Annotated in this window: 15 protein-coding genes; 9 read left to right on the top strand and 6 right to left on the bottom strand. The window is 59.2% G+C overall.

Annotation, left to right across the window (positions count from 1 at the left end):
- The 6 genes from VL547_RS02265 to VL547_RS02240 form a co-directional block, all read left to right on the top strand.
- On the top strand, positions 1 to 226 hold a 226-nt coding region (locus VL547_RS02265; RefSeq protein ID WP_325574736.1), incomplete at its 5' end, for a hypothetical protein.
- Between the two features lie 11 nt (positions 227 to 237).
- Complete coding sequence (locus tag VL547_RS02260) at positions 238 to 609, top strand: VOC family protein (protein ID WP_325574734.1); 372 nt, start codon at positions 238 to 240, stop codon at positions 607 to 609.
- Positions 610 to 714: 105 nt separating this feature from the next.
- Entirely contained in the window at positions 715 to 1,107 is a 393-nt protein-coding gene (locus VL547_RS02255) for an SWIB/MDM2 domain-containing protein (RefSeq protein WP_325574732.1), read from the top strand.
- Positions 1,108 to 1,262: 155 nt separating this feature from the next.
- Complete coding sequence (locus VL547_RS02250; protein WP_325574730.1) at positions 1,263 to 2,252, top strand: YncE family protein; 990 nt, start codon at positions 1,263 to 1,265, stop codon at positions 2,250 to 2,252.
- 80 nt (positions 2,253 to 2,332) lie between these two features.
- Positions 2,333 to 2,803, top strand: a complete 471-nt coding sequence (locus VL547_RS02245) for a DUF4126 family protein (RefSeq protein WP_325574728.1) — start codon at positions 2,333 to 2,335, stop codon at positions 2,801 to 2,803.
- A 68-nt stretch (positions 2,804 to 2,871) separates the two neighbouring features.
- Positions 2,872 to 3,780 (top strand): hypothetical protein, encoded by a 909-nt coding sequence (locus VL547_RS02240; RefSeq protein ID WP_325574726.1) that lies wholly within the window; start codon positions 2,872 to 2,874, stop codon positions 3,778 to 3,780.
- A gap of 63 nt (positions 3,781 to 3,843) precedes the next feature.
- On the opposite strand, the gene VL547_RS02235 is transcribed toward VL547_RS02240, so the two are convergent.
- Positions 3,844 to 4,557 (bottom strand): DUF1080 domain-containing protein, encoded by a 714-nt coding sequence (locus VL547_RS02235; RefSeq protein ID WP_325574724.1) that lies wholly within the window; start codon positions 4,555 to 4,557, stop codon positions 3,844 to 3,846.
- Between the two features lie 185 nt (positions 4,558 to 4,742).
- Here VL547_RS02235 and VL547_RS02230 point away from each other — a divergent pair, with 185 nt between their 5' ends.
- Complete coding sequence (locus tag VL547_RS02230) at positions 4,743 to 5,159, top strand: hypothetical protein (RefSeq protein WP_325574722.1); 417 nt, start codon at positions 4,743 to 4,745, stop codon at positions 5,157 to 5,159.
- A 19-nt stretch (positions 5,160 to 5,178) separates the two neighbouring features.
- On the opposite strand, the gene VL547_RS02225 is transcribed toward VL547_RS02230, so the two are convergent.
- Complete coding sequence (locus VL547_RS02225) at positions 5,179 to 5,526, bottom strand: MGMT family protein (protein WP_325574720.1); 348 nt, start codon at positions 5,524 to 5,526, stop codon at positions 5,179 to 5,181.
- A gap of 38 nt (positions 5,527 to 5,564) precedes the next feature.
- On the opposite strand from VL547_RS02225, the gene VL547_RS02220 reads away from it, so the two are divergent.
- Positions 5,565 to 6,218, top strand: coding sequence for a DNA-3-methyladenine glycosylase 2 family protein (locus VL547_RS02220; RefSeq protein WP_325574718.1), 654 nt, complete (start codon positions 5,565 to 5,567; stop codon positions 6,216 to 6,218).
- Here VL547_RS02220 and VL547_RS02215 read toward each other — a convergent pair.
- The 4 genes from VL547_RS02215 to VL547_RS02200 all read right to left on the bottom strand — a co-directional run bounded on the left by VL547_RS02215 (position 6,215) and on the right by VL547_RS02200 (position 11,429).
- Positions 6,215 to 7,432: a hypothetical protein gene (locus tag VL547_RS02215; protein WP_325574716.1), complete on the bottom strand. Its 1,218-nt coding sequence runs from the start codon at positions 7,430 to 7,432 to the stop codon at positions 6,215 to 6,217. The genes VL547_RS02220 and VL547_RS02215 overlap by 4 nt on opposite strands.
- Before the next feature lie 18 nt (positions 7,433 to 7,450).
- Positions 7,451 to 9,826 (bottom strand): ABC transporter permease, encoded by a 2,376-nt coding sequence (locus tag VL547_RS02210; RefSeq protein ID WP_325574714.1) that lies wholly within the window; start codon positions 9,824 to 9,826, stop codon positions 7,451 to 7,453.
- A gap of 87 nt (positions 9,827 to 9,913) precedes the next feature.
- The gene (locus VL547_RS02205; RefSeq protein ID WP_325574712.1) at positions 9,914 to 10,642 is read right to left on the bottom strand and encodes an ROK family protein; all 729 of its coding nucleotides are present in this window, start codon (positions 10,640 to 10,642) and stop codon (positions 9,914 to 9,916) included.
- 1 nt (position 10,643) lies between these two features.
- Positions 10,644 to 11,429, bottom strand: coding sequence for an alpha/beta hydrolase (locus VL547_RS02200; RefSeq protein ID WP_325574710.1), 786 nt, complete (start codon positions 11,427 to 11,429; stop codon positions 10,644 to 10,646).
- Positions 11,430 to 11,519: 90 nt separating this feature from the next.
- Here VL547_RS02200 and VL547_RS02195 point away from each other — a divergent pair.
- The coding region (locus VL547_RS02195) for a GNAT family N-acetyltransferase (protein ID WP_325574708.1) at positions 11,520 to 11,846 on the top strand (327 nt) is incomplete at its 3' end.

Raw genomic sequence — 11,846 nt, 5'->3', positions numbered from 1 at the left:
GTCGCTCGGACCGGTCACGCGCTTCGATCCGGTTCCCGACCAGCAACATCAATTGTTCTTCGCGGTCGACGCGGATTTCGATCCCCGGTGGGAATTCAACGCGGGGTATGGGTTCGGGCTGACGCCCTCGATCGACCGGAGCATCTTTAAAGTGATCCTGGGAAGGCGTTTTGGGGGTGGGAAAAAGGCGTCTTCGCACCCGGGTCGCCGGCTTGCTTTTCGGTAACTTCGGGGTCTATGAACATCTATTTCGAGATCCAGGCGGAGGAACCCGAGCGGGCGCTCGCCTTTTATACGGCCGTTTTTGGCTGGAATTTCATCCCCATTCCAGGGCTGCCCATCCCTTACTGGACCATCGAGACCGGGGGTGCACGAGGCGGTTTGTACAAACGACCGGCGCCGCTGCCGGCGCAGGAGCATGGGAACAATGCTTTTATCTGTTCTTTTCAAGTAACTGATTTTGATGCGGTTGCGACGAAAATCCTTGGGATCGGGGGGATCGTGGCCATGCCCAAATTCGCGGTGCCGAAGACCTGCTGGCAGGGGTATTTTATCGACCCGGAGGGGAATACGTTCGGAATTTTCCAGGTGGACGAGAACGCGGCGTAGGCTCCCTGTGCGGAACTTGGGGAGAAATACCCCTCTTTGAGAGCGTAATTTTCCAAAAGACAGATTACTTTGGTTAAACTTATAACCTATTAAATCTGTGTAACAATGGCAAAGACCGCGAAGAAAGCAGCCCCGAAGAAGGCAGCTCCCAAGAAGGCCGCAAAGAAAGCCGCTCCTAAGAAGGCAGCTCCGAAGAAAGCCGCCAAGAAGGCCGCACCCAAAAAAGCCGCCGCGCCGAAAAAGAAAAGGACCCCCAACGCGGCCTTCATGAAGGCCCTCACGCCCAGCGCCACGCTGGCCGATGTCATCGGTAGCTCACCCGCGCCCCGCACCGAAATGGTGAAAAAGATGTGGGACTACATCAAGAAAAACAAACTGCAGGATTCGACCAATAAGCGTATGATCAACGCAGACGCCAAGCTGAAGACCCTGTTCGGGGGAAAGAGCCAGGTGTCGATGTTCGATCTGGCGAAGATCGTGTCGCAGAATGTAAAATAATTTGCCCCCTTTTTGCTTTCTGAACCGCCCCATTCCGGGGCGGTTTTTTGCGTTCAACTTATCCCGTCAATTACTTCAGAGTCCCGGAAACCCGCTCCTGGCCTATCAGACAACCTACAGATTTAATTCAGAATCAATTTGCATCTTGCATACCTATGCTTAATAAACTAATCGCCACCGCCCTCTTGCTGGTTTCGACCCGCGCGTTCTCCCAGCAATATGTCTTCGACAAAAAAATTTCGCTGCCAGGCGACGCCGGTTGGGATTACGTCGCGATCGACGATGTAAACCACCACCTATTCGTCTCCCACGGCACCGCATTTAACGTCGTCGACCTCACGACGGAGCAACCCATCGGGTTGATCGACGGGCTGCAGGGCGTGCACGGCATCGCTATAGTAAATTCTGTTAACAAAGGGTTCATCAGCGACGGCAAGGCGCAGGCCGTCGTGGTGATCGACCTGTCCACCTTCAAAGTGCTCAAGACGATCCGCCTGAAAGAGACCGACGAAGACGGGATCATCTACGATCCCTTTTCCGACAAGGTATTTGTATTCAACGGCGACAGCAAAAGTACCTGCGTCATCGACGTGCACTCCCTGGAGCCCGTTAAGACCATCGACCTCGGCGGCGGCCCCGAATTCGCGGTATCCGACGGCCATGGCCTGGTCTATAACAACATCGAAGACCTGAGCAGCCTTAAGGTCATCGACACCAAAACAATGGAGGTCAAGGCAACCTATCCATTATCTCCTTGCGGCGGACCGACCGGGATAGCCTACGACGCCGCCAATAAGCGCCTGTTCACCGGCTGCCGCGCCAACAAGGGCCTCAGCGTCGTCGACGCCACTACCGGCAAGGTCATCCAAACCCTGCCCATCGGCGCCGGTGTCGACGCCGTCGTCTACGACGCCACCCGCGCCCTCATCTTCGTCAGCTGCGGCGACGCCACTACGACCATCATCCATCAGGACACTCCCGACAAATATTCCGTCGTCCAAACGCTGGCCACCAAGACCCGCGCCAAGACGATGGCCCTCGACAAAACCACCGGCAAGATATACCTCAGCACTGCCGACATGGAGCCGGGTACCCGTAAGGTAGTGCCGGGTACCTTTGGGGTGTACGTCTACAAGCCGTCCTAAAGCCTGCGGCCTCCGCCCCCGCCCGCCCGCGCCTCCGCCCCCGCCTGCGCCTCTGGCAAGTTTCTTGCCTTACGGTGCGTATGAACACCTATTCCACCGCCGTCGCGCTCGGCGCCCTCGCGGGCATGCGGACCAATTCCGCCCCCGCCGCCGCCAGCCGTCTGCTCAGCCGTCATCCTTCCGATGAGCTGGAACACACCCCGCTGGCCTTCATGCAACGCAAAGGAACCGCTAACGTATTCAGCGCCTTGACGATAGGCGAATTCATCGGGGACAAGATCCCCTCCGCCCCCGATCGGGTAAAACCGATGGGACTGGTATTCCGCTGCCTGTCGGGCGCCGTCGCCTGCGCCGCCGTTTTCAAGGCCAGCGGAAAGAGCGCCTACGCCGGCGCCGCGCTGGGCGCTGCCGTTGCCGCCGGCGCCACTTTCGCCAGTTTCTATGCCCGTAAGAAATTCGTCAAGAAAACCGACCTGTACGACCCCATCGTCGGGGCCGTGGAAGACGCCCTCGTGGCGAAGATCGCCGAACAGATCATCCGCAAGGGTTGATTTGGCATCCTTTTGATTTTTTGTATTACATTCGACGGGACGGACCATTATTCCCGTATCGAATAACCATGAAGACTTACGCTGAAAAGACAAAAGAGAACACGAGCCACGCCGTGGCCCATACCCTTACCGGACGAACCCGACCGGTCATGCGCCAGGCTGCGCCGGTAGCCCGGCCTGCCGTGCCTCACGCGGCGCCGGTCGTCCAGCGCGAGATCCTCATCGGCAGCACATGGAAAAAACCATACGACGACACGCTCGTGACCGCCCAGCGCGACCTGGTAAAACCCTACATCACGCAATGGCCGAAGATGGAGTCGATTTTCGATAAAGGTACGGTGGGGAAAACCAGGGACGCCAAAGAAGCATACCTCAACAACGATACCGGTTTGGAAAGCCACGTCCGCGCCATGCTCCGGAAATACAACGACAAGAAAAGCTTTCCCAACGACCAGGAGCTCGCCCGCCAGCTGGTGCAGGATGTCAAACTCCTGCTGCTGGGCCTGGAATCCATAGCCGGGATCGACCAGCAGGATGGACAATTCTCGAAAAAAGCGGACAGCGCCGACGCTGGGCGGACGGGTAAAGGCAAAACCCTGCGCATTTACCGGACCATGAAGGCCGAGCATTGGAACACGTACCTGGCGAGCGGCGATCCCAAGGATATACTATGGGGTCACGGAGGCTCGCTCGGGCAGGCCTTACACTACTTTTTGAAATCCAAAGCGGACAACCTGGACGACGTCCTGGTCGAATTCGAGTTCCCAGGCAAAGCCGAGAGCCTTATCGACTATACCCAGATAAAACGCGGGGGTGAAGGAAAAGGGCCCAAAGACGGTAAGCTGACCGGGAAAAATGAGGACAACGACGTCATGGCCCTGGATGAGGAAATCTTCAGCATCAATTTGGGCAAAAGCAAGGAACTTATTTCAGAATTGAACCCCAAAATAACCCTGAAGGACAAAGTCCGCCGCTAGCCGCCCCGCGCCGCCAGGCCTCCGCCCCACCGCCAGGCCGCCCAGCCTCCGCGCCCCCCGGCCCTACCAGGTCCTGATCTTGATATTCCTCCACTGGCTCGACCCCGGATGCTCCTGCAGCGCGATCTTCCCCTTGGCCACCTTCGCAAAGTCAGCGAACTCCTTGTGGCTGAACTTACTACCCGCGACCATGCGGTTCCATTCGTCGCTGCCGATCTGCCCCTCGAAGGTCTTGATCCCGTTCAACCAGAAAGTGAGGTGTCCCTTGTCCTGTAAGATGCGGACCTGATTCCACTCCCCAACGGGGTGCGGTTTGGACACCGTGGAGTCACCGGCCATGTCGTAAAGGCAACCGGCCAGGTGGTTTTGTTTTTTATTGTCGTCTGCGTTGATGTTGTCCAGGACCTGCATTTCAGGCCCGGTCAGGTAGGTCGCGCCGTATTTGGGCGATTCCTGTACGTCGAAAATGATGCCGCTGTTGCTTCCCTTGGACACTTTCCATTCGAGCCGGAGGTCGAAATTCTCGTACACCTCGTTGGTGATGATGTCTCCGCCGCCGTTCCGGGGTTGTGTGGGGTCGTATTCCATCGCACCGTCCCTTACCTGCCAGCGCGACCCCACCGTATCGCGGTTATAGGTATGCCAGCCACTGGTCGTCTTACCGTCGAAGAGCAGTTTCCAGCCCTCGCGTTTCTCCTTCTTCGTAAGCGTATTCGGCGTCTGGGCAATGGCCACGGACAAGAGCAGCGGCAGGACGAGCAAACCTTGTTTTTTCATGCGATTGTGTTGCTTTTGCCCAGCAATTTAAGGGAACCTGCGCATACCGCGGCCGCTAATTCCCCGGGAAGCCCCCACCGCCCCCGCGCCACCGCCCCCGCGCCGTCACCCCCGCGCCGCAAGCCCAACCCAAAAATAACGGAACGGTTATTTGGAATCCAGATAAATTAAGGTATTTTACTATTATGAAAAAGCAACTCATAACCCTCCTCTGGATACTCCCCGTGTCCATAATACTGACGTCCTTTAAGCCGATCCCCGGCTATTCCATCAAGGTAGAGGACAACACCAGCGCCACCAGCTTTACCGTGACGCTGAACTATTATGACGCCAGCCACAACGTGCTGGCCACGCACTCCCACAGCCTCGCGCCGGGTGGTCAGGTCACCGATGTCGGCCCCAGTCCCTTCACGACGACGGCCAGCTTTAGCGTGAGCCTGACGAGCGGCGTGTCGACGCTGGACTTCTGGGATAACAGCCTGTTCTGGTCGGGCGGGTGCGTATCGACTTATCCGTCGTCGACCGTTACCAGCGCGAGCTTTTCCTTCAATACGTCGTACCTGAGCTATATACTTTTCGCGAACAACGTAGGATGCCGCTAAAACCGCCGCCCGTGCCCCGCTAGAGCTCGACCGCCGGATCCCAAAACAACTCCCTGAACGCCACCACGCGCGTTCCGCGCACTTCTACGCCTTCCTTCTCCAGCAGCTTCTTCCGCTGTTCCGCGTGGTCCCCGGAAATGTGCCCGCTGCTGTTGATCACCCGCTGCGCCGGCACCTTGGCGTCCACGGTGCGCATCGCGTGCCCCACCATCCGCGGGTTGGGCAGGTTCAGCACCTTGGCGATGGCGCCATACGTGGTGACCCGCCCGCGCGGTATGTGCCGGACGACGTCGTGAACCAGCGCCACGGTCGACTCCTCCCGCGACCCCGACGGCTTCACCGCGATCAGTCTTTCTTTTTTTGCCATATCCGAATTTCGTAATTTTTCGGCGCGGACCGCCAAAAATGCACAAACTCCCAACCATACACAAATTCACCAAACACACCTTCCACGGCATCTGCGACCAGCTATCCCTCGCCGACGAAGACCTCGCCACCATCATAGACGCCCACCGCTACCCGCCGATGTGGACCCGCCCCAATACCTTCGAGACCCTCGTCCACATCATCCTCGAGCAGCAGGTCTCCCTGGCCTCCGCCCTGGCCGCGCTCAACAAGCTAAGAGAAAGACTGAAAAACGACATCACCCCCGACCGCTTCCTCCAGCTCACCGACGAAGAACTGAAGGCCTGCTATTTCAGCCGCCAAAAGACCCTCTACACCAGGAACCTGGCCGATAACCTGATAAAGGGATCCCTCGACCTCGCCGCCCTGGAGTCCCTCCCCGACGACGACGTCCGTAAAGAGCTGATCGCCCTGAAGGGCATCGGCAACTGGACCATCGACGTATACCTGATGTTCGTATTGCAGCGGGCCGACATCTTCCCGATCGGCGACCTCGCCGCCGTCAATGCCCTGAGACGCGTCAAAAAGCTACCCAAAGCCACGACCCGCGACCACCTCCTCCACATCGCCTCCGCCTGGCACCCCTACCGCACAGTCGCCACCATGATCCTCTGGCACCTGTACCTGTCATCCCCCATGCGCGAGAAGCCTTAAAACCCATCGCGGCTCACCCGCGCGGCGTCGTTGAACCCGAGGCGTTGCGCTTCTTTTAACGCCGCCGCCGCGGAATCCGGAAGCCCGGCCCGCTTGAAAAGCACCGCCGAGAGATACCACCCCTCGCTGTTCGTCGGGTCATCCAATGTATACAAGTCGACAAAATACCGCGCCGCGTCGTTATCCCCCGCGTTCAGGAAGTGCGTGCTGTACATATAAAACTCCAGCGACAAAAATGCCGTCAACCGCTGCGCCATGGCGCCTCCCGCGTGGTGTAGGCTATCGATCGTCCGCGCCCAGTAAACCTTGTCCGGGTTTCCCAGCCGTTCCGCAAAAACACCTTTTGCCGCGTCCTCCCGCGCAAGCGCCAACGAATCGTGCCGCGCCTCCGCCTGGTAAGCCGGGTCGGCCGCTATCTTAGCGCCCATCTCCGCGAACCATCCGACGCCCAAATAGGAAACCGCCGCCCGGCAGTCATATTCCGCCAATCTGAAGTGCTGCCCCGCCAGGTCCTGTTCCACCCGCGTCCGGAACGCGGACGACAGGGTAGGGGACCGTTGCAGCCCCAGGAACGCGATTCGCATCACGCTGTCCGGCGCCCACTCGTGTACGCCATGAAAAAACAGGATCCGATGACGCGTCCGCGTCACATCGAGTGCGCGATCAAGACCCACGAGGTCCGTCATATTCATATCCCCGTCCCCGGTCAGCAGCGTCATATCGAAGTCGAAATTATCCACCTGCGCCCTGTCCGGCAGCGCCGCGCCCCCCAGGATCACCGACTTGATCTCCGGGTGAAGGATCGCCAGATAGCTGGCCACCTTGGCTCCTCCGGAAAAACCGCAGGCGTACACCCTCCCCGTGTCTATCGGAAGCCGCGCACGCGTATCCGCCGAGAGCGCAGCCCAGATATGGTCCCCCGTTATATAGTCGTTCCCGTTCTTCGAATTGTTGCTCCCCACCAGGATGAACCCGCACGCATCCGCCAGCGCCTTGTACTTGCGCACCGGCATCGCCCCGACCCCGTGCGAATCGAAACAATACACGACCGGCATCACGCCGCTTCCAGCGGGAACATAAACCGCGTACGACTGCGTGGCATCCGCCGCGCACGTAACCGTATCGATCACCTTGCCCCTGGGGATATCCGAAGAAGAAGACCGGTTCGCGCAGGCAAACACCGGCAACAGCAGTAAGAGACTCAGGTAGCGCATGCAACGAATGTACGCCTCTTATTCCGACCGCAGCGTCCTGGCCGGGTTCGCCCGCGCCACCCGCAGCGCCTGGTAGCTGATGGTAGCCAGCGCCACCAAAACCGCCGCAAGCCCCGCCAGCGCAAAGACCCACCAGCTGATAGGCGTCCGGTAGGCAAAGTGTTGCAGCCAGCTGTGCATCGCCCACCAGGAAAGCGGGATCGCCATCGCGCACGCCAGCCCGACCAACGCCAGGAACTCCCCGGACACCAGTCCGAACAGGGAAGCGACGCTTGCTCCCAGGACCTTGCGGATGCTGATCTCCCGCGTCCGTTGTTCGGCCGCGAAAACCGACAGCCCCAGCAGGCCGAGACAGGAGATGAGGACGGCCAGCAGGGAAAACACGATCGCCAGCTTGCCTTCCAGCGCTTCATTGGCGTATTGCTTGGCGTACTCCTCGTCGGAAAAAAGGTAGCTGAACGGAAAGGCCGGGTTCAGCTGTCCGCACAAGGACCGCAGGCTGGTCAGCGCCTCCCGTGTCTTCCCCGGTTGTGTCCGGACCAGGAACCAGAAAAAGTAGTTTTCCCGGTAACCCAGCCTGAAAATGATCGGCTTGATCTCGGTGTGCAACGACATGTAGTGGAAGTCTTTCAGGACGCCTATAATCTTGCCCTGGCGCCCCCATTGACTCAGGGACCGTCCGACCAGGTCCTTGTACCCGATGATCTTAGCCGCGGCTTCATTGATCAGATAGCTATCGGAATCGGTGGGAAAACTCCTGGAGAAATCCCTCCCCGAAGCGATCTGCAAACCCATCGTCCGCGTGAAATCATACCCCACCGCCGCCTGCGTGAACATCGGCGTCGCGTTCGGGTCCTTGCCCTCCCATTGGACATTGATCGTACCGTTCTCGATGTTGGTCGGAGACTGGCTGATCATGGAGACGCGACTGATGCCGGGGCTTCGAAGGGCTTCCTGGATAAATACGTCTTTCTTTGGCATGAGGTCGCCCTCGATCGGCACATACAACAGGTTCTCCCGGTCATAACCCAGGTTGACGTCCTGCACATACCGCACCTGGCGCGCGATCAGGAGCGTCGACACGATCAGGACAATGGAAAGCACGAACTGGAAGACCACCAGTACTTTCCGGAAAAGTCCGGAGCGCCCCCCGGCGGGCGTGGCGCCCTTGAGGACCCGGATGGGGCTGAAAGACGAAAGGTACAGGGCGGGGTAGCTTCCCGAAAGCACCCCCGTCAGCAACGCCAACCCGAGGAACGCCGCCCAGAAAGACGGGTTATAACCAGGAAAAGCGATATGCTTTGCCGTTAGCTCGTTGAAGGCCGGCAGCAGTATCGCCGTCAGCAAAAGGGCCAGCGCCGCGGATACCAGGGACATCAGCATGGCTTCCCCGATAAACTGCCGGATCAGGAGCCCGCGCACGGCCCCCATGACCTTCCGCACCCCGATTTCCTTGGCCCTCCGGAGCGACCGGGCCGTCGTCAGGTTCATGAAGTTGATACACGCGATCAGCAGGATGGCGATCGCCACCAGGCTGAACAGCTCCACGTATTCGATCCGGCCGCCGCTCAGGTGGTGCTCCTCGAAGTGCCCATGGAGGTATACGTCGCGATAGGGCTCCATGCCCAGCATCGACCGGGTTTCTTTTTTCGAATTCGGATCTGCATAGAGGTCGTAGAAGTGCGTTATCTTCCTGGCAAAAGCCGCGGGATCGGTTCCTTTTTTCAATAGCACATATGTCGATGGACCGAGGTTCCCCATGTCGAGCATCCAGCCGGTTTCATGTATATAATAATCCCAGTTGAGCAGGAAGTCGAAGTGCCACGAAGACGTCGCGGGGATGTTCGCGTAAACCGCCTTGACCGTCAGGTCCTTTTTATTTTCGTACCGGATCGTCTGCCCGATGGCGGCCGCGGGGCTGCCCCAAAAGGCCGTCGCCATCGACGCCGAGATCGCGATGCTTTCGTGCGTGGCGAGCGCTTCGGTGGCGCTCCCCGCGAGCAAAGGATAGCTGAACATCCGGAAAAAAGCCGGGCTGGCCGCGTTCCCTTCTTCCTTGATCGTCTTGTTCCCCGCGCGGAAGGTGTTTATCGAGTTGTAGGAAAAACCGCTCGCCGCCTCCACCTCCGGAAGCCTCCTCTCCAGTTCCGTGGGCAGGGGCCCCGGCGTTCCATATCCCGCCACCTTTTTGCCGTCGAAGAACATCTGCGTGTACAGGGTGTACAACCGGTCCCCGTTCTGGTGGAAATGGTCGATGCCCCGCTCGTCGGCGACCCAGAGATAGATGAGCAAGCTGCACGTCAGCCCGAGGGCGAGCCCCGCGATATTGATGGCGGAATGACCCCGGTGCGCGCTCAGGTGGCGCAGGGCGATCTTCAGGTAATTCTGGAACATGCATCAGCTGCCGCCAAGAAGGTGCCAACGCGCTAGGCGCTCGGTATCAACGCGTTTAAAAGAGAGCCGTGTCCGCTTTCGATACAGTTACGCGGGACGGTTCGTACTGATATGATACCCGTCTTCCAACTGCCAGAGCCGCGCTCCGCCCTTGATCCCGTCCTGGTTGGTGAACAGGTGCACGTTGCTGTCGAGCTTTAGCGTCAGCTTATCCGTATTTCCCCCGCCCAGGTACAACCGGTCGTAGTTGAACACCACCTGGAGCGAGTCGATCAGGTGTTGCACCCGCCGGTTCCATTTTTCTTTGCCCACCTTCTCCAGCGCCCCGGCCCCGAGAAAGGCGTCCCAGTCCTTGTCCTTGCGTACGGGCATGTGCGCCAGCTCCAGGTGCGGCAGGAGGTAGCCGTTGATCAGCAGGGCCGTGCCTATACCCGTCCCCAGCGTCACCGCCATCTCGTACCCTTCCCCGCTGACTACGCCCAGCCCGAGCTGGTCCGCGTCATTGACGAGGCGCACCGGTTTGCGCAGCGCATCGGCGATCTGCTGCCCCAGGTGGATCTTCGACCAATATCCCTTCCCGAGATTGGGCGCCGTGTATACGATCCCGTTACGGACATACCCCGGGAAACCCACCGATACTTTATCGTAGGCGGGCATACCCTGCGCCAGCTCCTTTATCAATCCTATGACCTCCGACGGCCGCGCCTGTGTCGGCGTCGGCAATCGTTTGTACTCGATCTGCCATTCTCCCTGTTCGTTCAGGATCGTGCCCTTGACATGGGACCCGCCCACGTCGATCGCCAGAATATGTTGCATATTATCCGTTTAGAAATTCCAATATTTCCCTGTTGAAGGCTTCCGTCCGTTCCATGTTCAACATATGTGCCACACCCTTCATCAACACGAGCCTCGAGCCGCCTACGCGACCGTGAATATAGCCCGCGATCGCCGGAATATAGGGAACATCCTGGTCACCCGCGATCAAGAGCAACGGCCGGCTCCACTTCCCGAAGTCCAGCAACCCCGGGTGACGCCCGAACGGCAGCCAGTCGCCAGGCGGGTGGTGGAGCCGGTTCCAAAGCGTCGTCCGGTATACATATCCCCTGATCTGCGGGTCGACCCTGGCGCTATCCCTATGCGGCCCGATACACCATGTCATCATAAACGCCCGCGCAAACAATTCCTGGTTGCCGGTCCCCGCGACCGAATCCATCCGGTCGAAGAGCGCCACGCTCAGGCTGTCCGCCGCCAGCACGTCGGGCCCGTCGAGCAACCCCGGCGACGCCAGCACAACTTTATCCACCCGCTCCGGATACGTCAGCGCGAACTGCTCCACGCAAACCGACCCCACCGAAAGCCCGATCAACGAAGCCGTCTTCAGGTGCAAGCTGTCCATCAGTATCCGGATCACCTCGATCGCCGGAATAGTGGTGTCGACCCCTTCCGTCAGGCCATGTCCCGGCAGGTCGAAAGTGATAACCCGGAACTCGCCCGCCCGGATGACGCCTCCCAGCGCTACGCAGTGCCAACAAAACAGCGCCGCCAGCCCGCAAAACCATAGCGCTCCCCGGCGGCGATGCCACAAAACGATGCTCCATTTCATCCTCTGAATCTACATCTTCATCCACGGAATCCCCATTTTTTTATCACTACCTTATTTGTGCATGGTAAAATAGTACCCTACCTTCAACCCATGGCTGCGTTATACAACACCCCCCGCCTGTCCATCCGGATGCCCGCCCCAGAAGACGCCGCCTTCTTCTTCGACCTCCTCAACACGCCCGGCTGGCTAAGGTTTATCGGCGATCGCAACATAAAAGCCCTGGACGACGCCCGCGCCTACATCACCGACCGCTACCTGCAACACCATGCCGACCATGGATTCGGAGCCTATGTCGTTACCCTGAGAGAAAACAAAACCCCCATTGGCGTCTGCGGTTTCTTTACGCGCACCTACCTGGACACCCCCGACCTCGGCTACGCCCTGCTCCCCGCCTACGAAGGCCACGGCTACGCCCGC

The organism is Dinghuibacter sp. (genome assembly GCF_035492835.1).
GTDB lineage: Bacteria > Bacteroidota > Bacteroidia > Chitinophagales > Chitinophagaceae > Dinghuibacter.
This window is presented reverse-complemented; position numbering and strand designations above follow the sequence as displayed.

What these genes read in the sequence shown, in the direction of transcription:
- VL547_RS02260 (WP_325574734.1), top strand. Translation starts at nt 238, where the DNA reads ATGAACATCTATTTCGAGATCCAGGCGGAGGAACCCGAGCGGGCGCTC.
- VL547_RS02255 (WP_325574732.1), top strand. Translation starts at nt 715, where the DNA reads ATGGCAAAGACCGCGAAGAAAGCAGCCCCGAAGAAGGCAGCTCCCAAG.
- VL547_RS02250 (WP_325574730.1), top strand. Translation starts at nt 1,263, where the DNA reads ATGCTTAATAAACTAATCGCCACCGCCCTCTTGCTGGTTTCGACCCGC.
- VL547_RS02245 (WP_325574728.1), top strand. Translation starts at nt 2,333, where the DNA reads ATGAACACCTATTCCACCGCCGTCGCGCTCGGCGCCCTCGCGGGCATG.
- VL547_RS02240 (WP_325574726.1), top strand. Translation starts at nt 2,872, where the DNA reads ATGAAGACTTACGCTGAAAAGACAAAAGAGAACACGAGCCACGCCGTG.
- VL547_RS02235 (WP_325574724.1), bottom strand. Translation starts at nt 4,557, where the DNA reads ATGAAAAAACAAGGTTTGCTCGTCCTGCCGCTGCTCTTGTCCGTGGCC.
- VL547_RS02230 (WP_325574722.1), top strand. Translation starts at nt 4,743, where the DNA reads ATGAAAAAGCAACTCATAACCCTCCTCTGGATACTCCCCGTGTCCATA.
- VL547_RS02225 (WP_325574720.1), bottom strand. Translation starts at nt 5,526, where the DNA reads ATGGCAAAAAAAGAAAGACTGATCGCGGTGAAGCCGTCGGGGTCGCGG.
- VL547_RS02220 (WP_325574718.1), top strand. Translation starts at nt 5,565, where the DNA reads ATGCACAAACTCCCAACCATACACAAATTCACCAAACACACCTTCCAC.
- VL547_RS02215 (WP_325574716.1), bottom strand. Translation starts at nt 7,432, where the DNA reads ATGCGCTACCTGAGTCTCTTACTGCTGTTGCCGGTGTTTGCCTGCGCG.
- VL547_RS02210 (WP_325574714.1), bottom strand. Translation starts at nt 9,826, where the DNA reads ATGTTCCAGAATTACCTGAAGATCGCCCTGCGCCACCTGAGCGCGCAC.
- VL547_RS02205 (WP_325574712.1), bottom strand. Translation starts at nt 10,642, where the DNA reads ATGCAACATATTCTGGCGATCGACGTGGGCGGGTCCCATGTCAAGGGC.
- VL547_RS02200 (WP_325574710.1), bottom strand. Translation starts at nt 11,429, where the DNA reads ATGAAATGGAGCATCGTTTTGTGGCATCGCCGCCGGGGAGCGCTATGG.